Raw genomic sequence first — 21135 nt, 5'->3', positions numbered from 1 at the left:
TCAAGTGGTTTCGCGCCGACAATGTAGCGGGGCTTAAGCGTACCGCCGAAGCTGTGGCACTCACACATGAAAGAGCCTGGGCAGGGGACCTGCCTCAGGTTGTGTGGGTGGGTAGGGGAGCGTCCTGCGTGCGGTGAAGCCTGCTGGGAACGGTTGGTGGAGCGTGTGGGAGTGAGAATGCAGGCATGAGTAACGAATGGCGGGTGAGAATCCCGTCCGCCGATTGACTAAGGGTTCCAGGGCTAGGTTTATCCGCCCTGGGTTAGTCGGGTCCTAAGGCGAGGCCGACAGGCGTAGTCGATGGACAACCAGTTGATATTCTGGTACCGCGTTGTGACCGCCAAATACTGAAGCTTTTATGCTAACCACCCGCATCTGGACTGTTCATTCCTTCGGGTTTGATCAGCTTGGGTGTTGTGGGATCCTGATTGTTGTAGGTAAGCGTGTTAACAGGGGTGACACAGGAAGGTAGCTGCCGCGCACCGATGGTTGTGTGTGTCTAAGGTTGTGGCCCGTCTGCTAGGTAAATCCGGTAGGCATGTAGGGTGAGGACTGATGGGGGTGCCCTTTTGGGGTGTCTGGTGGTGATCCTAAGCTGTCAAGAAAAGCCTCGACGTGAGGGCATGACGCGCCCGTACCCTAAACCGACTCAGGTGGTCAGGTAGAGTATACCGAGGCGTTCGAGTGAATCATGGTTAAGGAACTCGGCAAAATTCCTCCGTAACTTCGGGATAAGGAGGACCCTGTGACGTCCCCCCTTTTTCTGGGTGTGTGCGTTGTGGGGTCGCAGAGAATAGGGAGAAGCGACTGTTTATCAAAAACACAGGTGCGTGCGAAGTCGTAAGACGATGTATACGCACTGACGCCTGCCCGGTGCTGGAAGGTTAAGAGGAAGGCTCAACCACCCTCGGGTGGTGAAGGCTTGAATTTAAGCCCCAGTAAACGGCGGTGGTAACTATAACCATCCTAAGGTAGCGAAATTCCTTGTCGGGTAAGTTCCGACCTGCACGAATGGCGTAACGACTTCTCCGCTGTCTCGACCATGAACTCGGTGAAATTGCATTACGAGTAAAGATGCTCGTTACGCGCAGAAGGACGGAAAGACCCCGGGACCTTTACTATAGCTTGGTATTGGTGTTCGCTTGGACTTGTGTAGGATAGGTGGGAGACTGTGAAGCAGGGGCGCCAGCTCTTGTCGAGTCGTCGTTGAAATACCATTCTGGTTCACGCGGTCATCTAACCTCGGCCCGTAATCCGGGTTGGGGACAGTGCCTGGTGGGTAGTTTAACTGGGGCGGTTGCCTCCCAAAAAGTAACGGAGGCGCTCAAAGGTTCCCTCAGCCTGGTTGGTAATCAGGTGGCGAGTGCAAGTGTACAAGGGAGCTTGACTGTGAGACCGACGGGTCGAGCAGGTGCGAAAGCAGGAACTAGTGATCCGGCCATGGCACGTGGGTGCGTGGTCGCTCAACGGATAAAAGGTACCCCGGGGATAACAGGCTGATCTTGCCCAAGAGTCCATATCGACGGCATGGTTTGGCACCTCGATGTCGGCTCGTCGCATCCTGGGGCTGGAGTTGGTCCCAAGGGTTGGGCTGTTCGCCCATTAAAGCGGTACGCGAGCTGGGTTCAGAACGTCGTGAGACAGTTCGGTCCCTATCCTCTGTGCGCGTAGGAAACTTGCGGAGGCCCGTCCCTAGTACGAGAGGACCGGGATGGACGAACCTCTGGTGTGCCAGTTGTACCGCCAGGTGCACGGCTGGTTGGCTACGTTCGGAAGGGATAACCGCTGAAAGCATCTAAGCGGGAAGCCTGCTCCAAGATGAGGTTTCCAACACCAGTAATGGTGTGAAGGCCCCCGCCAGACTAGCGGGTTGATAGGCCAGAGGTGGAAGCACAGCAATGTGCTCGCGAGCCGACTGGTACTAATTGGCCGACACTACACGAAACCACAAAAAGGCAACCAAAAGTAAGACTGCTTACAACCACTATACGAATCACACTCAACCCACACCCCCAGCAAGGGGGAGTGGACAACACAAGCGAGTGACCATTTTTGCGGTGGTCATAGTAGTGGGGAAACGCCCGGAAACATTCCGAACCCGGAAGCTAAGCCCACAAACGCCAATGGTACTGCACCCGACAGAGTGTGGGAGAGTAGGACACCGCCGCAACAACACTTCAACGCTGAGGCCGTGAAAACCCAAAAGGGCTTTCACGGCCTCACGTGTGTGTGCTGGCAATCTCAGACGGTGCCAGCCAATTGCCGGCACAACAGTCGGCAACGTGTCCGACGCTACAAGCCGTCTGTGACGATAGACCGCCTTCTTTATTCCATTAGGGTGGAATGCTTGTTCTATGAGTGAAACGACCAATCAAGTGTCATCGGGCTACATTATCGAAGGTGCCCCCGAGGGCATTCAGGCTTACCGTTCGGCCGCCCATGATCGTCTTGCCCACCAGTCACGCGTGGTGTTGCGACTCGGTCAGATGTTCCTGGCAAGCGGTGCCAGTGCATATCGCGTAAAAAACTCAATGACAACGCTTGCCAAAGCAGTAGGTATCGCAGAGCATCACGCGCAAGTCACCTACACGGAGATCATCGCCACCGCATATGCGAACGGCACCTTCCGTACTGGTCTTGCTGAACAACGCCAAATGGGCGTCAATGCCGACCGTATCGACAGGCTTAACAACTACGTCGCTTCTATTAAAGGCAAGGCAGTTCTGGTTGAAGACGCTGAAAAAGCGCTTGACGAAATCGAACGGGTGAAGCCACTGTATGACTGGTTTCCGAACGCTGCAGCATCTGGACTTGCCTGTGCTGCCTTCTCATTCCTGAACAGTGGCGGCTGGGTTGAATGCTCAGCTGTTGCAGTCGCAGCATTCTTTGGCCAGGCGCTTCGGCGTCAGATGCTCCACCGTCACATGAACCACTTCGGAGTGTGGATGAGTTGTGGTGCAGTCGCGGCGCTCATCTACATCCTTCTCGTTGCCCCTGCACAGCACTTCCTTGGCCTTGAGCCTACGCACCAAGCTGGTTTTATTTCAGCAATGCTGTTCCTAGTCCCTGGCTTCCCGCTAGTGACGGGCATTATTGACCTGGTCCGACACGATTTCCAAGGCGGTCTAGGTCGTCTGACGTACGTCTTCATGCTCTTGTTGTCTGCGGGCGTCGCCACCTGGGTAGTGTCAACAGTCTTCCACTGGTCTGTCACTCCCGAATACAGCTACATCCTCACCCCCTGGTTGCTCTATACTCTGCGGTTTATCACGAGCTTTGTCGCGGCGTTTGGCTTTGCTGTCCTGTTTAACTCGCCAACGCGAGTAGCGGGAACGGCGGCATTGATTGGTGCTTTTATCAACGTTGGGCGTCTTGCTCTGGTTGACGAGCTTGATGTTCAGACGCCCGCAGCTGTCGGTCTTGCAGCCCTTGCTGCAGGCCTCCTTGCAACGTTTGCAGCGGAGCGCACGCGGTTCTCTCGAGTGACGTTATCTGTCCCGGCGGTGGTCATCATGATCCCAGGTGTTCCGCTTTACCGTTCGCTCACCTACTTGAACAACGGCCAGATGCTCGAAGCCCTCCAGTCGCTATTCACCGTTATTTTCACGATCGTGGGTATCGGCATGGGTCTTGCTGTGGCGCGAATGCTGACGGATAAGAACTGGCTCACGGAATCGGCGCCCGTTGTGCCTCTCCTGGACGAGGTCCTCCCAGATTCGTTCAGCCCTACAGACAGCGCTGACACGGTGGCCAATGACCACACTTCTGCCCAAGTACATGAAACAGTTGGAGCTGCTGGCGGTGAAGAGGCTCTGAGTGAGCAGTCGCTTGCCGAAGCAAGAACACCAGATGATACATCCTCAAACCAAGAATTGAGCGAGTAACGTAGCGTCCGACTTTTCATAGGTGTGGGGGTCTCAGGCACTGCCTGAGACCCCCACACCTCTGTCAGGACACCGTCTTATTTCGCTGACATAAACAGCGATGGAGTTGTGTAGAAGGCTGAGACCTCAAATATGCCCTGCTGCGCAGTTGCGTTCTCTTCATCAATCATGAAATTGAAGTATCCGGTTGCTGTTTGGCCGTCGCCCGGCATATCAATGATAGAGAAATCGCTGTCAGTGTAGGAATATTCGGCAAAAGCGAAGGAATCGTCATTGGAGTATGTCAGATCAAGATCGAAGGAATTGAACGTGTCTTCACCGTGGTAGGTGATGGTGACGGGAACACGAATCCAGACTTCGCCTGCATCAGGTTCCGTATAAAGGCTCTCGATACCTTCCTCCGTCAGCTCAGCAAGGATTGCCGGCCCTGCATTCCAGTCAACTGCACCGAGTTCGACGTTGATTGAAGTGACGGGAAGACCCGAGGAATCCACCTCACTGTCGTACATAGTCAAATAATGGAGTTGCGGGTCAGCGGGGCTTTTTGCGCTGAAACCGAACTTTTCTGTAGTTGTGCCGGACGGAAGCGAATCGGCAAGTGATGACCCGTCCTTCATTTTGACTTCGTTTGGTGTCTCTGAGAAGGCCGAGGTGGGCCAGCCTGGATCAGATCCACGCCAGGCCGTCGGATCCTCTTCGTCGTCCGGGTTCAGGATTCCGATCACTGCCAGGGCGATGGTGATAAAGAAGATTCCAACGACGGAGCCGAGGACAATCCCGACGGTTCGGTTCGTTGATGACTTCCTCTGAGCGTTCGCCTGCGCATAGGAGGGCATGCTTCCCCGCGCGAACTGCGTATACGGGTTCCCAGCGTCCGTTGGCGAACCAGCAGCTGGTGGCGTCGCCCATGGTTGGTTGGCGGCAGCGGGTGTCCGTGTCTGGGGTAGAGGAGCATTCTGCCTAGCACTATGGGGTGGGCTCGCGGTGGTCGTGCGCCCACTTCCGCCTGGCGCGTAGGGGGACGAGGCTCCAGCTGAAGCCGAGGACACAGATGCGTCGGACGAGAAGGCGCTCGGTGACGAAGGATCATTCCCTGGAATACTCGAAGGTGAAGCAATACCGTCATCGACCCACAGTTGCCAGCCCGCCGGTGCAGAACTCCACGAAGGATCGGGGCTCCACCCCGGCCCGGGAGTAAAACCGTCAGGCGGTTTCGGCCAGTTAGGTGGTGGATTGAAACGCAAACTCATGGAACGCTCCTCGAGCAAACAATGATGGGGCGTCACCATTCTAAGAGAGGGGAGCATCCAAAGGGGTTTGAAAGCGTAAGGCAAGCATGCTGGCGTTCATCTCGTCGAATTAAAGATAAAGATAAAGAAGCGGGCGGACACCACTTGCGTGGTGCCCGCCCGGCCTCGTCAATCAGAGATCAGCGGAAGATGAAAGGATCAGCCAAGTCCGCCGAGGATCTGGGCCACGAAGATCTTGCCGACCATTGCGACCGGGTAGATCAGAGCGTAACCAAGGGCAACGCGCGGATCCGAGTTCGTGCGACCGTTGGCGAATGCCAGAACAGCCGGCTGGGTCTGCAGACCGCCGAGGAAGCCGGACAGCTGCGTGCCACCCATCTTGAAGATCCAACGCATGATGACGTAGGTGCCAACTGCAAGGATCGTCGTGATGACGAAGCCCAGGATGAAGATCCTGATCCAGTCACCGGAGGTGAAGGCGTTCGCAATCTGTCCACCAGCATTGGCGCCAGCCTGTGCGAGGAAGACCAACAGACCGAACTCAGAAAGAACCTGGCAAGCGGTGAAGGGCAGCGCAGTGACCAGCGGTCCGATACGGCCCAGACGACCGAAGACCAAGCCAACGATCAGGGTGCCTGCTGCCGAACCGATCGAGAAGTATTCACCGGACGGGGTCAGGATCGGGAGTTCACCGATCGCGATACCGAGCGCCATACCGAGACCCAGCGCGATCGGGTTCAGATCCGAAAGGCCACGAGCCGAGTCGCCGAAGAACTTCGTGATGGCTTCCATCTTGGAGGTAGGAGCAACAACGCGAACACGGTCACCCTGCTGAAGGATTAAGCCCGGCTCGGCAACCATGTCAACGTCACCGCGACGCACACGGGAGATCGTTGCGGAGAAGTGCTTCGCCATCTCTAGGTCAGCAACCGCGCGACCGGCAACCTTCGGATCGGAAACCGTCATGCGACGGAAGTCAAGGTAAGTGCGGTCTTGCATAAGGGAGTGTGAAGAAGCGTGACCCAGCTCAGTTGCTGCGCGAGCAACCAATTCACGAGGACCTATGACGGTCACCAAGTCACCCGGGTCCAGAGTGTCAGACATCGACGGGCGGGTGATCGGGCCGGTCTCACCACGACGCAGACGCGAGAATGTGACCTTCGACCCGAGCTTCTCGTAAATGTCGCCAACGAACGGGTGATCGTCGCGCTCAACGCGGATTGTGCGGTTCGCCAGCGGGGAAGGAGTATCGCGGTCGTTCTTGCCGTAGGAGAGCGCTGCGGCAGAAGCTACGAGCATACCGATCACACCGAACAGGTAGGCAATCGAGTAGCCGACAGTTGCGCGGTCCAACTGACCTGAGGCTTCGCCGGCGGCTGCAAGAGCGGGGGTGTTCGTGACCGCGCCAGCGAACGTACCCGAGATCAGTGCGATATCCATGCCGAGGGCCTTACCAACGCCAAGGCCAACGCCGGCCGCGACGACGTAGAGCACAACGACGGTCAAGATCGGGCCGACAGCGGTCTTCAAGTTATGGAAGAAGGACGCGCCGGAGTTGATACCGATAGCGAAGGTAAAGAGGGTCAGGCCGAGCGTTCCCAGTTGCGGGGTCACGCGAAGCTCGATGCCGTATGCCTGTGCCCACGCCGCCAAAATAATGGCGAAGAACAGAACGGCCGCAGCACCGAGACCGATGCCCTTGACCTTGATATGGCCAAACGCCATACCGATGCCAATGAGCAGGAAGAGGAAGAGAACTGGCTGCTCAGCCAGCAGAGCGAATACTGTTTCCACAGTTACGACTCCAATGTTGTGTTGACGGAGTAATCACGCCCATTATTGCAGGTTTGTCCGCAAAGGTAATTAGTTCATCGTCCTATCTGTGACGGATAAAGCGCCGAAAACCTATCGTTTGTGTCACGTATGCAAATGAAACGACAAAGGCGATGAGATTCAGATTCCGCAGTGTGAGATAAAAGGCGGGGCGAGGCCCTAGTGGGCATACGGTTTACCCGTGTTCAACATTCTCTCGGTTGGTATTTCCGTCCTGGTCATCGTACCCGGGCGTGCGAATCCTGCCGCGTGAAAACGGATGGATCGCACGCCTAATCCCCATCGCTATGACGCGGCTGGGGATTTTTTGTTGAGATCCACCCACACATAGAGAGGACCCAGCGGTGAAAGACACTGCTCCCACGCAGATGATGACCGGGGCGCAAGCGATTATTGCTTCCCTTGAAGCTCTCGGCGTGACCGACGTGTTCGGCATGCCCGGTGGCGCAATTCTTCCTACTTATGATCCGTTGATGAGCTCAAAGCTCAATCACATTCTTGTTCGTCACGAACAGGGTGCAGGCCACGCCGCTGAAGGCTACGCTCTTGCTACCGGCAAGGTCGGTTGTGCGATTGTCACATCCGGCCCGGGTGCAACAAACACCCTGACAGCGCTGGCCGACGCAAACATGGACTCCGTCCCCATGGTCGTGATTTCAGGTCAGGTGGGTGCCTCCCTGATTGGCACCGATGCATTCCAAGAAGCCGATATTGTTGGCGCCTCGATGCCACTGACGAAGCATGCGTTCCTTGTCACCGACGCTACAGAGATTCCATCTCGACTGGCTGAAGCCTTCGAGATTGCGTCGACTGGTCGTCCCGGCCCGGTCCTCGTTGATGTCACGAAGTCCGCGCAGACTGCCCAGATGAACTTCTCTTGGCCACCCGCCATGGACCTGCCCGGTTACAAAGAAGCTGCCAAGCCTCACAAGCGCCAAGTGCGCCAGGCTGCAGAGGCAATCCTTCAAGCGCAAGCCCCGGTGCTGTACGTCGGCGGTGGCATGATCCGTTCGGGTGCAACCGATGATCTTGCTCGACTGGTTGAGGCAACCGACGCTCCGGTCGTCACTACTTTGACCGCACGTGGTGCATTCCCAGATTCTGATTCACACACCTTGGGTATGCCTGGTATGCACGGAACCGTGGCAGCCGTCGGTGCTCTGCAACGCTCCGACCTGATCGTCACACTCGGTGCTCGCTTCGATGACCGCGTGACCGGCAACCTCGATTCTTTCGCGCCTCGTGCGAAGATCGTGCACATCGACATTGATGCCGCTGAGATCTCGAAGAACCGATTCGCGGACATTCCGATCGTCGGTAACCTCGCCGACGCGCTTCCGATGCTCGTTGACGAAATCGTCGCGATGAAGAAGAAGGACCAGGGCGATGACATCTCCGGATGGTGGCGTTACCTCAACCGTCTGAAGGACCGCTACCCGATGGGGTGGACGAAGACTGAAGACGGCATGATGGCCCCGCAGGAAGTCCTGTCGCGACTGTCCAAGATCGCAGGCCCCGATGCTATCTACGTGACCGGCGTTGGCCAGCACCAGATGTGGTCGGCTCAGTTCATCCAGTCCGACAAGCCGAGGCACTTCATATCCTCGTCTGGTCTGGGCACCATGGGCTTTAGCATCCCCGCCGCCATGGGCGCCCAGGTCGGCAAGCCGAACAACGTTGTGTGGGCAATCGACGGTGACGGTTCGTTCCAGATGACCAACCAGGAACTGGCCACCTGCACGGTGAACAACATTCCGATCAAGGTCTGCCTGATCAACAACTCCGTGCTCGGCATGGTGCGTCAGTGGCAGTCGCTGTTCTACGACAAGCGCTACTCCAATACAACGCTCAACCCCGTTGACGGAGAGCAGATCCCGAACTTTGAAATGCTCGCCACCGCCTACGGTATGGCAGCGCGCACCGTCCGTTCTATCGACGAAGTCGACGAGGCTATCGAATGGGCCATGTCCATCAACGACCGCCCTGTCCTGATCGACTTTAGAGTCTCGAAGGACTCCATGGTGTGGCCGATGGTCGCAGCAGGTGTGTCGAACGATGAAATCCGCTATGCCAAGGGTATGGCACCCGACTGGGATGTGGAGGACTGAAAATCATGGCACAAACACATACTCTGAGCGTGCTTGTTGAAAACAAGCCCGGTGTCCTGACCCGCGTCTCGGCACTGTTCGCGCGTCGCGCATTTAACATCACCTCGCTTACCGTGGGTGAAACTGAGCATCCCGAAATCTCCCGCATGACGATCATCGTCAAAGCAGAAGACCAACCCTTCGAACAGGTCACCAAGCAGTTGAACAAGCTGGTGAACGTGCTCAAGGTTGTGGAGCTTGAACCGGAAGACTCCGTGGAACGTCGCCTCCTCCTGATCAAAGTGCGCGCCGACGAAAAGCGTCGCACCGGCGTCTTGCAGGTTGTCGACCTCTTCCGTGCTCACGTCGTCGACGTGCAGACGGAAACGGTCGTCATCGAATCTATTGGCTCACTATCTAAACTCGAAGCACTTGTCCGCTCCCTTGAGCAGTACGGTGTGACAGAAATCGTCCAGTCGGGCGCTGTGGCGATCGGCCGCGGATCACGCTCGATCACGGATCAATTGAAGGAGAAATGACAATGACTGAGATCATCTACGACGACGGTGCAGATCTGTCGATCATCCAGTCCAAGAAGGTTGCCATCATTGGCTACGGCTCGCAGGGTCACGCCCATGCGCTCAACCTCAAGGATTCCGGCGTCGACGTGGTTGTTGGTCTGCGTCCGGGCTCTTCCTCATGGGACAAGGCTGAATCCGCTGGCCTGACTGTCAAGGACGTTTCCGAAGCTGTGGCCGAAGGTGACGTTGTGATGATCCTGGTTCCGGACCAGGTCCAGCGTTTCGTCTACGCAGAGCAAATCGCCAAGAACCTCAAGGACGACGCCGCACTGTTCTTCTCGCACGGCTTCAATATCCGCTACGGCTACATTGCCCCCGAAGCCGGCCACGACATCTGCATGGTCGCCCCGAAGGGCCCGGGACACACCGTTCGTCGCCAGTTCCTCGAAGGTAAGGGTGTTCCGGCCCTCGTCTGTGTCGAGCAGGACGCATCCGGCCAGGCGCTCGCACTCGCACTGTCCTACGCCAAGGCAATCGGTGGCACCCGCGCAGGCGTCATTGAGACCACCTTCACTGAAGAAACCGAAACCGACCTCTTCGGCGAGCAGGCAGTCCTCTGCGGTGGCGTTTCCAAGCTTATCCAGTACGGCTTCGAAACCCTGACCGAAGCTGGCTACAAGCCCGAAATGGCCTACTTCGAGGTCTGCCACGAACTGAAGCTCATCGTTGACCTGATCAACGAGGGTGGCCTGACCAAGCAGCGTTGGTCCTGCTCCGACACCGCAGAGTACGGCGACTACGTCTCCGGCCCACGCGTCATCGGCCCGCAGGTCAAGGAAGCCATGAAGGAGGTCCTTGCCGACATCCAAGACGGCACCTTTGCCAAGCGCTTCATCGCCGACCAGGACAACGGCGGCCTCGAATTCAAGGCGTTGCGTGCAGAAAACGAAGCGCACCCGATCGAAAAGACCGGCCAGAAGCTCCGCAAGGCCTTCGGCTGGACCTCGGCAGACTCCGACTACACCGATGGTTCCGCAGCTCGCTGATCGATTCCGCGCGAGTGATGTCGCCTTCCACTAGGGAAGCATGACGGAGGCTCGCAGAGACATTGTGGCGGCCACCCTCAAGGTGGCCGCCACATGCATATACGAGTGGGGGGAATGAGCTAGCGTCGGGCTACCTGCGCAGTTGCAAGGAATACCGGGTAGTCACGCCCCGACTTCGAAATCGTCATCACCGTGGAGACGAGGATATTCTGGCAGCCACATTCGTGGAGCAACTGCTCAACGAGAGCACGTTCGGTGCCGTGATGAGCCGGAACAATATCTCCGTCAGCATGGTAGGAACCGTCGTCCGCATCCATATCCGCCAGAGCAACCCAGCCACCCGGCCGCGCTCGCTCCACAAGCGCACGGATCACCGAGCGCTGATCCTTCATATGATGCAGAGCCATCAGCGACACAATGACGTCATATTCCTGGGAGGGAACTTCGCTGACCCACTGCTCCGCGTCACAGAACAGGGCATCCATGCGATCATTCAGGCCGGCATCCGCAATGTTGCGGTGAGCAACTTCCAACATTCCCTGAGACGTATCACCCAGACTCACGTGATCGGCATGGGAGGACAGAGCCAGCCCCAGCAGCCCCGTCCCAGAACCGATATCGAGCCAGTGACCTCCCGAAGGGAGTCGTCGCATTATTTCTGAGGCGACGGTGCGTGCGCGTTCCCCGCGTACGGGAGAAGAATCCCACTGCTCCGCGTGGGCATCGAACGGAGAATTGGCCGTAGGAAAAGACGAAAGCATGGGAACAGTGTATAGGAGCCTGTCTAGGGCGTGCTGCCCGCTTGGGGCGTGAGGTGTGGAATGAAGAAGAGAAATGACGGCATCGAAAAGGAAAGGAGCGCGTGGGGAGGAATAGCGCAGGAGGATGTCCGCCTCGTCGGGGAAAGGATCCGCATGGCGGACGTTTCCGCGCACACAGACGCAGCTCAGCACACTGGATGTATGCGCACGATCAAATTGGCCGTGATTCCCGGCGACGGTATCGGTAAAGAGGTTGTTCCCGAAGGCCTGAAGGTTCTGACCAAGGTCCTTGAAGGTTCCGACCTGGAACTTGAAACGACTCAGTTCGATCTGGGCGCTGACCGCTGGCACCGCACCGGTGACACCCTGACCGACGAAGATCTTGAAGCAATCAGGGGAAACGACGTCATCCTTCTGGGTGCTGTTGGTGACCCGTCGGTTCCCTCCGGTGTCCTTGAGCGCGGTCTGTTGCTGAAGCTCCGCTTCGCTCTCGATCACTACGTGAACCTTCGTCCCTCGAAGTACTACGAAGGCGTTGCCTCGCCGCTACGCATTCCCGACAACATAGACTTCGTTGTTGTCCGTGAAGGCACGGAGGGCCTCTACTGTGGCAACGGCGGTGCCGTCCGCGTCGGCACCCCGCACGAGATCGCAACCGAGGTTTCAGTCAACACTGCTTTCGGTGTTGAGCGCGTTGTACGCTACGCGTTTGAAAAGGCCAACGCTCGGCCTCGTAAAAAACTTACTTTGGTGCACAAACACAATGTCCTCGTGAACGCCGGACACCTCTGGCGTCGCACAGTCGAAGCCGTCGGAGCCGAATACCCTGACGTCGCCGTCGACTACTGCCACGTTGACGCGGCCACGATCTACATGGTCACCGACCCGCAACGCTTTGACGTGATCGTCACCGACAACCTGTTCGGCGACATCCTCACCGACGAAGCGGGCGCAGTCACCGGTGGCATCGGCCTGGCCGCATCGGGCAATATCAACCCCGACGGCGCATTCCCGTCGATGTTTGAGCCCGTCCACGGCTCTGCGCCCGACATTGCAGGCCAGGGCAAGGCTGATCCGACTGCAACGATCTCCTCGGTCGCACTGCTGCTTGATCATATTGGCAAGCCGGAACTGGCAGCCAAGGTGGAAGCCGCCATCGAAAAGGACATGGCCGACCGCGCTGCCGCCGATAAGGCAGGCACTCCTCTGGTTCGCTCCACCTCCGAAATCGGAGACGCGATCTGCGTGGCACTTGCCTGAGCGTATTCTCACCGACTGATGCTCGCCTAGGTTCACATGACGGAACCGTGGCGAGTATCGTCGTATCCACACATATCCTTGACGTAACGCCTACGAAGAGGAGAAATAATGGCGATCCAAGAGCATGTGCCTACTCAGCTGGAATCCTTGGCTGCTCAGCCGATTGGATCCGGTGACGAGCTTGCAGGTCGTTTCCCTCTTACCGTCAACCCGAATCCTGCGTCGCAGGCAGAATACGACGCGGTGATGAATGATCTGACCTTCGGCTGTCAGTTCACCGATCACATGGCCCACATGCGCTGGATCAAGGGTGAAGGTTGGACGGATCGTGGTGTGATTCCTTACGGTCCGCTGGATCTCACGCCGGGTGCTGCGGTTCTGCACTACTCGCAGTCCGTGTTTGAAGGCATCAAGGCGTACCGTCACGATGACGGGTCGATCTGGACCTTCCGCCCGACTTTCAATGCGGCGCGCATCAACCACTCGGCTCGTCGTCTGGCTCTGCCCGAGATGGATCGCGAAGACTTTGTCGCTTCCCTGGTTGACTACGTTCGCGCGGATTCAAAGTGGGTTCCCGAAGGCGATGGCACCAGCCTCTACCTTCGCCCGTTCATGTTCGCCTCCGAGGCATTTGTGGGTGTCCACGCCGCCCAGGTTGTCGACTACTACGTGATCGGCTCGCCGTCCGGCCCATACTTCAAGTCCGGCCTCACCGGTGTTCCGATCTGGGTCGTGAAGGGCTATCACCGCGCTGGCCCGGGTGGCACCGGTGCCGCGAAGGCGGGTGGCAACTACGCTGCGTCCCTGATGCCGCAGGAAGTCGCTGCTGAAAAGGGCTTCTCGCAGGTCTGCTTCCTGGACACCTACGAGGAAAAGTATCTCGAAGAGCTCGGTGGCATGAACATGTTTGTCGTCATGGCTGACGGCACGATCCGTACGCCCGAACTGTCCGGTGTCATCCTTGAGGGTGGTACGCGTTCTGCAATCTGCCGTATGTTGCGCGAGCAGGGAACCGAGGTTCGTGAAGAAAAGATCGCTCTGGACGAACTGGTTGCGGGCATCCGCTCCGGCGCTGTTTCGGAGATCTTCGCGTGTGGCACGGCCGCCGTCATCACGCCGATTACTCGCCTTGCGAATGATGACTTCGATGTGGAGCTCCCCGTTGGTGAAAAGACGAAGGCTATCCACGCTGAGCTGACCGGTATCCAGATGGGTCACCATCCGGATCCGTACAACTGGCTCTACCGTCTCGCTTGACTTTCACGTTTTTAACGTAGGGGCCTCGTTGATTTTTATCGACGAGGCCGCCTCCATATACAAGGCTTTAGGGCTGTGGGACTGAGTCCCACAGCCCTAAAGCCTTGTGAGGGGCGGAGTTGGATCACTGATCAGCCAGGCGTGCACCTTCAGTCAGTGATTCGAGCTTTGCCCATGCGATCGACGGGTAGACGCGGCCACCCAGGCCGCAGTCGGTCGATGCGACAACGCGTTCCTTGCCGACGATGTCGGTGAACTGGTGGATACGCTGGGCAACCAATTCGGGGTGCTCGACAACGTTTGTGGAGTGAGAGACAACGCCCGGGATCAGGTACTTTCCTTCAGGAAGCTCGATGTCCTTCCAGATTGTCCACTCGTGAGCGTGGCGCGCATTCGCTGCCTCGAAGGTCAGGCCATTGGCGTTCACTGCAAGAGCGAGGTCGACGATGTCCTTGAATGGGATGTCCGTGGTGTGCGGGCCGTGCCAGGAACCCCAGCAGACGTGGAAACGGATGAGCTCGGGATCGATACCTGCAAGTGCGTGGTTCAGAGCATCGATACGGACTTGCTGGAAAGCGCGGTACTCCTCGAGTGAAGGGGCAACAGCGAACTGGTCCCAGCCCTCGGCAATATCCGGAGCATCGATCTGAACGGTCAGGCCTGAGTCGGTGATGTGCTTGTATTCCTCGCGAAGAACATCAGCGAGTGCCCACACGACGGCCTCGTCATCTTCATAGAAGGCGTTGGCGACGCGGGCGGCAGAGCCGGGGGAGATAGCGGCGATGAAGCCATCCTTCACGGACTTTCCAACAGCTTCGAGGGCTGCTTTCGTGCCGGCAATATCGGCGTTGACAGCGTCGGTGCCAATGTAGGTGAGTTCCGATGTGATCGTCGGGAAGACAACGGGATTCTTATTCGCAATGTGGATACCGGAATCCGGATCGGAGTAGGCATCTTGGAAACGTTGCCAGTCTCGGCGCTCTGCGAAGGAAGAGTATGAAATGCGACCTTCGCGGCCTGCCGGAGGACGCGCATCGAAACGAGCGGTCTCTTCAGCGGTCAGACCACCGAAACGGGAGAAGGAGTAGGTCCACCATGCGCCGTAGTCGACTGTGTCGAGCATCGCATGACCGTACTCGCCATCGTTAACGACCGAAATGCCGAGCTCAACCTGCTTGGCAATAACCTTGTTTGCTTCTTCCTGAAGAATCAGAGCAAACTCAGCGTCGGAGAGCTCACCCTTTGCACGCTTCCAGTTCGCGTCGACAAGTTTGGGTGTGCGGGGGAGTGAACCCACATGGGTTGTACGGATAGTCACGTCGGTAATCCTTTCTAGCGACCGCGTCTTGAGCGAAAGATTACGTTTTGGGTACGAGGCGTAGGCCGAGGCGTCCATTGGATAGGCGAATGTGACAAACTGTCTGTTCACTCAATGACCTCGTCGGACGCGCGTCAACCAATCCTCTTAGGCTTAACGCATTACCTAATTACTGGGAGGACGCTCATGAGCAGGCAGCTTCGCTCCGCGACTTCAACGCAGGGCCGCAATATGGCTGGTGCCCGTGCGCTCTGGCGCGCGACGGGTATGAGAGATAGCGACTTCGGGAAGCCGATTATTGCCGTCGTTAACTCGTTCACCGAATTTGTGCCTGGACACGTCCACCTTCGTAACGTTGGCAAGCTTGTCGCTGACGCAATCGTTGAAGCTGGCGGCGTTGCCAAGGAAATGAACACCATTGCCGTCGATGACGGTATTGCGATGGGCCATGGTGGCATGCTCTACTCACTCCCCAGCCGCGAGGTCATCTCCGACTCCGTTGAATACATGGTGAATGCCCACTGTGCGGACGCCATGGTCTGCATCTCCAACTGTGACAAGATCACGCCCGGCATGTTGATCGCTGCGATGCGCCTTAACATCCCCGTTGTTTTCGTCTCCGGCGGCCCGATGGAAGCTGGCAAGAACATTGATCCGTCCGTGATCATTGGCGACGCAAAGACCGGCCACGGCAACCTCATCACCGTTATGAATGCGACGGCGAACGACGAGGTTTCCGACGATGCGCTGCTCGCCATCGAGAAGCTTGCTTGCCCGACCTGTGGTTCCTGCTCTGGCATGTTCACCGCGAACTCGATGAACTGTCTGACCGAGGCCCTTGGCCTGTCGTTGCCCGGTAACGGCTCAACCCTCGCCACCCAGGTTGCTCGCCGCGACCTGTTCGTGCGCGCAGGCGAAATGGTCGTTGACCTCTGCCACCTCTACTACGACGAGGAAGATGATTCCGTCCTGCCTCGTAACATCGCGAACAAGGATGCCTTCCACAACGCGATGACACTGGATATGGCGATGGGAGGATCCTCGAACACCGTCCTGCACCTGCTGGCAGTTGCGCACGAAGGCGGAATTGACTTCGACCTCGAAGACATCGCAGAACTGGGACGCACCGTCCCGTGCCTGTCCAAGGTTGCACCGAACCACAACGACTACCACATGGAAGATGTCCACCGAGCAGGCGGTATTCCGCGCATTCTTGGTGAACTTGACCGTGGTGGGTTCCTCACCCACACCGTCCACACCATCCACTCGCCGTCGCTGGACGAGTGGCTGGGAGCATGGGATCCGAAGTCGCCTACCGTCACCGACGAAGCGATCGAACTTTGGAAGGCTGCGCCTGGAAACGTGCGCACCACCGAACCGTTCTCTACCTCGAATAAGTGGGCTGAACTCGACCTCGATCAGGAAAAAGGTTGCGTCCGCGATATCGAGCACGCCTACACCGCAAACGGTGGCCTGACCGTTCTCTTCGGCAACCTTGCCCCCGAAGGCGCCATCATCAAGGCAGCCGGTATTGACCCGTCTCTCTTCCACTTCGAAGGCCGAGCGCGCGTCATGGAATCCCAGGACGAAGCCATCGAAAAGATCCTCGACAAGACCGTCGAAGCTGGCGACGTTGTTGTCATTCGCTACGAGGGGCCCGCAGGGGGGCCGGGCATGCAGGAAATGCTCTACCCGACCTCCTTTATCAAGGGACGAGGCCTCGGTAAAGCCTGCGCCCTCATCACCGACGGTCGTTTCTCCGGCGGCACGTCTGGCATCTCCGTTGGACACATTTCGCCTGAGGCTGCTGACGGTGGTCTGATCGGCCTGATCGAAGACGGTGATCCGATCATCATCGACGTGAACGAGGGTCTTCTGCAGCTCGATGTCCCCGAAGAGGAAATCGAACGCCGTCGCGCCGCTCAGGAAGCACGCGAACACCCGTGGACTCCGCTGAACCGTGACCGCGTTGTCTCACCCGCACTGCAGCTCTACGCCGCAACGGCAATGAGCGCATCGAAGGGCGCAGCGCGCGACGTCTCGCGCGTCCTCCGTTGAACGTTGAATCAGTGGTCGCGGCCTCGTCGATTGTGATGAGGTCCCCCACCCATATCTGAACGGTCAGCCCAACACGACCTGACCAGACCAAAGCGCACACGCGCTGAACTCGAGGGAGCTGGCAATGAGCGAACACGTTGCCCTGTACGACACGACCTTGCGCGACGGAGCCCAACAGGAGGGCATTTCCCTGTCCGTCGCTGACAAGCTCGCAGCACTGCCCATTGTGGACGAGCTGGGCGTCGACTACATCGAAGGCGGATGGCCGGGCGCGATTCCGAAAGATACGCAGTTCTTCCAGCGTGCTCGCGGCATACAGTTGCATCACGCGCGCCTTACAGCCTTTGGTGCCACCACGAAAGCCGGCGTTCGGGCATCCGAGGATCGCCAGGTTGCTGGGCTTGCTGAATCAGGCGCATCGGTCGTCACGCTGGTTGCGAAGTCGGATCCTCGCCATGTGACGCGTGCGCTACGAACAACGCTCGAAGAAAACCTGCGCATGGTGCGTGACACCGTCGAATACCTGACGGGCGAAGGTATCGACGTCATGGTCGATCTGGAGCACTACTTCGACGGGCTCGCATTCGATCCTTCATATGGAATTGAAGTGATGCTCGAGGCCGCGCGCGCTGGAGCCGTCGCAGTTATTCCGTGCGACACGAACGGTGGAAACCTGCCGTCGACTATCGGTGCGCTGACAGCGCGTTCGCGTCAAGCTTTGGATGAGGTCGGGTGCGGTTTAACGGTGCTCGGCATTCACGCTCACAACGACACCGGGTGCGCGGTAGCGAACACCATTGCTGCCGTGGAAGCGGGGGCGCGTCAGGTCCAGGGTACAGTCAACGGCTACGGTGAACGCACCGGTAATGCGAACCTGCTAACGTGTGCGGCGAACCTGCAGATCAAGTGTGGTTTTGATGTGATCCCGGACGATGCGCTCTCGTCGCTGGACTCCGTGTCCCACCGCATTGCGGAGCTCGTGAACATCACGCCGTTCGCGCGCGACCCCTACGTTGGAACCTCGGCATTCGCACACAAGGCTGGCCTGCACGCATCCGCGATCCGCGTCGATCCCGATCTGTACCAGCACATCGATCCCGCCCTGGTAGGGAACGGCATGCGGATGCTGGTATCCGAAATGGCTGGAAAGTCCTCAATCGAGCTGAAGGCTGAGGAACTCGGCATCGACCTGACTGCTCTTCCGAATGCCGCGGGCGTGCTGGCGGCAAAGGTGAAAGAACGCGAAGCTGCCGGCTACACCTACGATGCTGCCGACGCTTCTTTCGAACTGCTGGCGCTGGGCGAACTTGGGCAGATGCCACGCTTCGTCCGCGTCGAGTCCTGGAAGGTGACGACTCAGGAAATCGCTGAAGTCAAGGGCGATCCCTTCGCCGAATCGGAAGCAACCGTCAAGATTCACACGGAACGCCGTCACATTCGAACGGCCGAAGGAAACGGTCCTGTGAATGCTCTCGACCGGGCACTCCGTCACGTGTTGACTCGCGACTATCCGGTGTGCGCGAGCTTCAAGCTCTCTGACTTCAAGGTGCGTATTTTGGACGAGGATCGTGCGGGCACCGACTCCACGATTCGCGTTCTGATTGAAACCACTGACGGACATCGCTCCTGGTCGACCGTTGGTATCGGTACGGATATTATCGAGGCCTCGTGGGAAGCGCTCTTCGACGCCTACATGTGGGGGCTGTTGCATTCGGGCGTGGCGCCACTGTTACGTGAGTGAACTTCAGCTGAAAACGCTGGCACGATTCGCATTGCGGGGCGTGGCGGAGGACAATTAAGCCATGCATGGAGAGTACAAAGTTCCCGGTGGCAAGCTCGTCGTTGTTGACTGCGACGTGGAAAACGACTCGATAGTGAATGTGCGCCTCTCTGGCGACTTCTTCCTTGACCCCGATGATGCGCTACTGCGTATGACGGGCGCGCTTGAAGGTGCCCCCGCATCACTGTCGGGTGTTGAGATCGCATCGCGCGTTGAAGTTGGCCTGGATCCCGATGATGTTCTCATGGGTGTTACGCCCGCCGCTGTTGGCGTGGCCGTTCGTCGTGCTCTGGGACATGCGCTCTCTTGGGATGACATCGATTTCGAGGTCATTCACGGTCCCGTTGTCGACCCGATGATTAACGTTGCCATGGACGAGACACTGGTCGAAGATGTTGCGGCTGGTCGCCGTAAGCCGTTCATGCGACTCTGGGAATGGAACGGCCCGCAGGTTGTCATCGGTTCCTTCCAGTCCTACCAGAACGAGATCCAGCAGGATGGCGTCGAACGCTACGGCATTACCGTGTCCCGTCGCGTCACCGGCGGCGGCGCTATGTTCATGGAGCCCGGCAACTGCGTCACGTACTCGCTGGTCATTCCGACCGCTCTGGTTGAAGGAATGAGTTTCGAACAGTCATACCCTTTCCTGGACCAGTGGGTCATGGAAGTCCTGGCAAAGCTAGGCGTGAAGGCGAAGTACATTCCGCTGAATGACATTGCGTCCGAAGCGGGCAAGATCGGCGGTGCAGCACAAAAGCGCTGGTCAAACGGCTACATGGTTCACCACGTGACAATGGCCTACGACATCGACGCAGTGAAGATGAACGAGGTTCTGCGCATCGGCATGGAAAAGATCCGCGACAAAGGAACCCGTAGCGCTGTCAAGCGTGTTGACCCGATGCGCTCCCAGATCGGTCTGCCACGCGAGCAGATCCTCGACACCTTCTACGACCATTTCAAGACGAAGTACAACGCTACTGACGGTGAAATCACTGAAGCCGACATCCAGCGTGCGAAGGAACGGTGCGAAACGAAGTTCGCGACCTACGAGTGGGTGCACCGCATTCCGTGATTGGTCAGAGCTGTTCCCCGCGGCTTGTCTCAGTCGCGAGGATGTTGTCAAGAGCCAGTGATTATTGAGAGCTGAGAGACGTACTCAATTCCTCGTAGGAAACTCCGTTCTCCGCCGACTTCTCGAATCAGATCAAGGGTGAGATAGACAGGCGTCATGCTCATGTCCCAGTTTTGCATCTAGCCCAGGTGACGCGCCCCGAAAACGGCGGTGCCGACGCGGACGATTGTTGCGCCTTCGGCGATCGCCCAGTGAAGATCATTCGACATTCCCATCGACAGTTCCAGCTTGCTCATCGCGTACGAGACCCTGATTCGATCTCGGATCTTGCGAAGCAGTGCGTACGCGGAGCGAACATCAGCCTCGACAGGGGAATTCAGCCCAACTGTCATGAAGCCACTGAGCTTCAAGTGTTCTGACCTCACGACTGCCTCAACGACAGAATCAACGTCTGCCGGCTGGCACCCGTGTTTCGTGTCTTCACCGGACACGTTGACCTCGATGAAAACCGGCAGGGAAGTGGAAAGACGCTGGTCGATCTTCGCGGCGAGCGCTACAGAATCGAGGGATTCAATCAGATCGACGCACGCCAACGCTTGATTGATCTTGTTCGATTGCAGTGGTCCGATCAAGTGCACGTGAGAGCCTTCGACGCTACGGATAGCATCGACGGTATCTCGGGCTTCCTGAACGCGATTGTGGCCAAGCAAGATCGGCTGCCCAAGGTCTTTCAACAGCCGTGCCGCTTGCGCGCATTCCTCGGCGGATCGCGTCTTCACGGCAAGCTCGAGCGCAACTTTTTGCGATGCCCCATACTGGGTGCGCGTAGCCTCAATCCGTTCCAACGCGTGCTGAATTCCCGCCTGAATGTTCATAGGTGAATCGTACGGCAGTCCGGCCTCGTACCCCCTGAATAATCCCTGACTTGCTCTGAACAACTGGCTTTCGAAGAGCGCGCCCACCGCGCATGCGAGATAATTGATGCAGCTTCACCAACGACTTCAAGGA

The 21135-nt window shown here is 57.9% G+C and carries 14 protein-coding genes and 2 rRNA genes; 11 read left to right on the top strand and 5 right to left on the bottom strand.

What is annotated here, in order from left to right:
- The 3 genes from HMPREF9241_RS08100 to HMPREF9241_RS08090 form a co-directional block, all read left to right on the top strand.
- Positions 1-1947, top strand: a 23S ribosomal RNA gene (locus HMPREF9241_RS08100); the annotation flags it as partial.
- A gap of 106 nt (positions 1948-2053) precedes the next feature.
- Positions 2054-2170: ribosomal RNA gene (gene rrf, locus HMPREF9241_RS08095) — 5S ribosomal RNA — on the top strand.
- Positions 2171-2354: 184 nt separating this feature from the next.
- On the top strand, positions 2355-3884 hold the full coding sequence (locus tag HMPREF9241_RS08090; protein ID WP_006681801.1) for a threonine/serine exporter family protein: 1530 nt from the start codon (positions 2355-2357) through the stop codon (positions 3882-3884).
- 77 nt (positions 3885-3961) lie between these two features.
- Here the strand turns inward: HMPREF9241_RS08090 and HMPREF9241_RS09435 are convergent, their stop codons facing one another.
- Both HMPREF9241_RS09435 and HMPREF9241_RS08080 read right to left on the bottom strand, forming a co-directional pair.
- Positions 3962-4720, bottom strand: coding sequence for a hypothetical protein (locus HMPREF9241_RS09435; RefSeq protein ID WP_040318693.1), 759 nt, complete (start codon positions 4718-4720; stop codon positions 3962-3964).
- Positions 4721-5332: 612 nt separating this feature from the next.
- Positions 5333-6928 (bottom strand): aspartate:alanine exchanger family transporter, encoded by a 1596-nt coding sequence (locus HMPREF9241_RS08080; protein ID WP_006681799.1) that lies wholly within the window; start codon positions 6926-6928, stop codon positions 5333-5335.
- A 407-nt stretch (positions 6929-7335) separates the two neighbouring features.
- On the opposite strand from HMPREF9241_RS08080, the gene HMPREF9241_RS08075 reads away from it, so the two are divergent.
- The 3 genes from HMPREF9241_RS08075 to ilvC are packed head-to-tail and all read left to right on the top strand — an operon-like array spanning position 7336 to position 10621.
- Positions 7336-9075: an acetolactate synthase large subunit gene (locus HMPREF9241_RS08075; protein WP_040318740.1), complete on the top strand. Its 1740-nt coding sequence runs from the start codon at positions 7336-7338 to the stop codon at positions 9073-9075.
- Positions 9076-9080: 5 nt separating this feature from the next.
- Positions 9081-9593, top strand: coding sequence for an acetolactate synthase small subunit (ilvN, locus tag HMPREF9241_RS08070; RefSeq protein WP_006681797.1), 513 nt, complete (start codon positions 9081-9083; stop codon positions 9591-9593).
- Positions 9594-9595: 2 nt separating this feature from the next.
- The gene (gene ilvC / locus HMPREF9241_RS08065) at positions 9596-10621 is read left to right on the top strand and encodes a ketol-acid reductoisomerase (RefSeq protein WP_006681796.1); all 1026 of its coding nucleotides are present in this window, start codon (positions 9596-9598) and stop codon (positions 10619-10621) included.
- A 119-nt stretch (positions 10622-10740) separates the two neighbouring features.
- Here ilvC and HMPREF9241_RS08815 read toward each other — a convergent pair whose 3' ends face one another.
- A complete protein-coding gene (locus HMPREF9241_RS08815; protein WP_103633504.1) occupies positions 10741-11382 on the bottom strand; it encodes a class I SAM-dependent DNA methyltransferase in 642 nt (213 codons plus the stop codon).
- A 201-nt stretch (positions 11383-11583) separates the two neighbouring features.
- On the opposite strand from HMPREF9241_RS08815, the gene HMPREF9241_RS08055 reads away from it, so the two are divergent.
- Positions 11584-12642, top strand: coding sequence for a 3-isopropylmalate dehydrogenase (locus HMPREF9241_RS08055; RefSeq protein WP_040318738.1), 1059 nt, complete (start codon positions 11584-11586; stop codon positions 12640-12642).
- Positions 12643-12750: 108 nt separating this feature from the next.
- Entirely contained in the window at positions 12751-13899 is a 1149-nt protein-coding gene (locus tag HMPREF9241_RS08050; protein ID WP_006681793.1) for a branched-chain amino acid aminotransferase, read from the top strand.
- A 124-nt stretch (positions 13900-14023) separates the two neighbouring features.
- On the opposite strand, the gene HMPREF9241_RS08045 is transcribed toward HMPREF9241_RS08050, so the two are convergent.
- A complete protein-coding gene (locus HMPREF9241_RS08045; RefSeq protein ID WP_040318737.1) occupies positions 14024-15217 on the bottom strand; it encodes a cobalamin-independent methionine synthase II family protein in 1194 nt (397 codons plus the stop codon).
- 186 nt (positions 15218-15403) lie between these two features.
- On the opposite strand from HMPREF9241_RS08045, the gene ilvD reads away from it, so the two are divergent.
- From ilvD to lplAB, 3 genes are all read left to right on the top strand, one after another.
- On the top strand, positions 15404-17275 hold the full coding sequence (ilvD, locus tag HMPREF9241_RS08040; RefSeq protein ID WP_006681791.1) for a dihydroxy-acid dehydratase: 1872 nt from the start codon (positions 15404-15406) through the stop codon (positions 17273-17275).
- A 124-nt stretch (positions 17276-17399) separates the two neighbouring features.
- A complete protein-coding gene (gene cimA, locus HMPREF9241_RS08035) occupies positions 17400-19016 on the top strand; it encodes a citramalate synthase (protein WP_006681790.1) in 1617 nt (538 codons plus the stop codon).
- A 61-nt stretch (positions 19017-19077) separates the two neighbouring features.
- Positions 19078-20127, top strand: coding sequence for a lipoate-protein ligase LplAB (lplAB, locus tag HMPREF9241_RS08030; RefSeq protein WP_006681789.1), 1050 nt, complete (start codon positions 19078-19080; stop codon positions 20125-20127).
- A gap of 179 nt (positions 20128-20306) precedes the next feature.
- On the opposite strand, the gene HMPREF9241_RS08025 is transcribed toward lplAB, so the two are convergent.
- A complete protein-coding gene (locus HMPREF9241_RS08025) occupies positions 20307-21002 on the bottom strand; it encodes a YggS family pyridoxal phosphate-dependent enzyme (protein ID WP_040318692.1) in 696 nt (231 codons plus the stop codon).
- Positions 21003-21135 lie beyond the last annotated feature (133 nt).

Origin of the sequence: Schaalia turicensis ACS-279-V-Col4 (assembly GCF_000296505.1) — a bacterium.
Classification (GTDB): Bacteria; Actinomycetota; Actinomycetes; order Actinomycetales; family Actinomycetaceae; genus Pauljensenia; species Pauljensenia turicensis_A.
This window is presented reverse-complemented; position numbering and strand designations above follow the sequence as displayed.

Excerpts from the sequence above, each read along its gene's own strand:
- HMPREF9241_RS08090 (WP_006681801.1), top strand. The coding sequence starts at position 2,355 with ATGAGTGAAACGACCAATCAAGTGTCATCGGGCTACATTATCGAAGGT.
- HMPREF9241_RS09435 (WP_040318693.1), bottom strand. The coding sequence starts at position 4,720 with ATGCCCTCCTATGCGCAGGCGAACGCTCAGAGGAAGTCATCAACGAAC.
- HMPREF9241_RS08075 (WP_040318740.1), top strand. The coding sequence starts at position 7,336 with ATGATGACCGGGGCGCAAGCGATTATTGCTTCCCTTGAAGCTCTCGGC.
- ilvN (WP_006681797.1), top strand. The coding sequence starts at position 9,081 with ATGGCACAAACACATACTCTGAGCGTGCTTGTTGAAAACAAGCCCGGT.
- ilvC (WP_006681796.1), top strand. The coding sequence starts at position 9,596 with ATGACTGAGATCATCTACGACGACGGTGCAGATCTGTCGATCATCCAG.
- HMPREF9241_RS08815 (WP_103633504.1), bottom strand. The coding sequence starts at position 11,382 with ATGCTTTCGTCTTTTCCTACGGCCAATTCTCCGTTCGATGCCCACGCG.
- HMPREF9241_RS08055 (WP_040318738.1), top strand. The coding sequence starts at position 11,584 with ATGCGCACGATCAAATTGGCCGTGATTCCCGGCGACGGTATCGGTAAA.
- HMPREF9241_RS08050 (WP_006681793.1), top strand. The coding sequence starts at position 12,751 with ATGGCGATCCAAGAGCATGTGCCTACTCAGCTGGAATCCTTGGCTGCT.
- ilvD (WP_006681791.1), top strand. The coding sequence starts at position 15,404 with ATGAGCAGGCAGCTTCGCTCCGCGACTTCAACGCAGGGCCGCAATATG.
- cimA (WP_006681790.1), top strand. The coding sequence starts at position 17,400 with ATGAGCGAACACGTTGCCCTGTACGACACGACCTTGCGCGACGGAGCC.
- lplAB (WP_006681789.1), top strand. The coding sequence starts at position 19,078 with ATGCATGGAGAGTACAAAGTTCCCGGTGGCAAGCTCGTCGTTGTTGAC.
- HMPREF9241_RS08025 (WP_040318692.1), bottom strand. The coding sequence starts at position 21,002 with ATGAACATTCAGGCGGGAATTCAGCACGCGTTGGAACGGATTGAGGCT.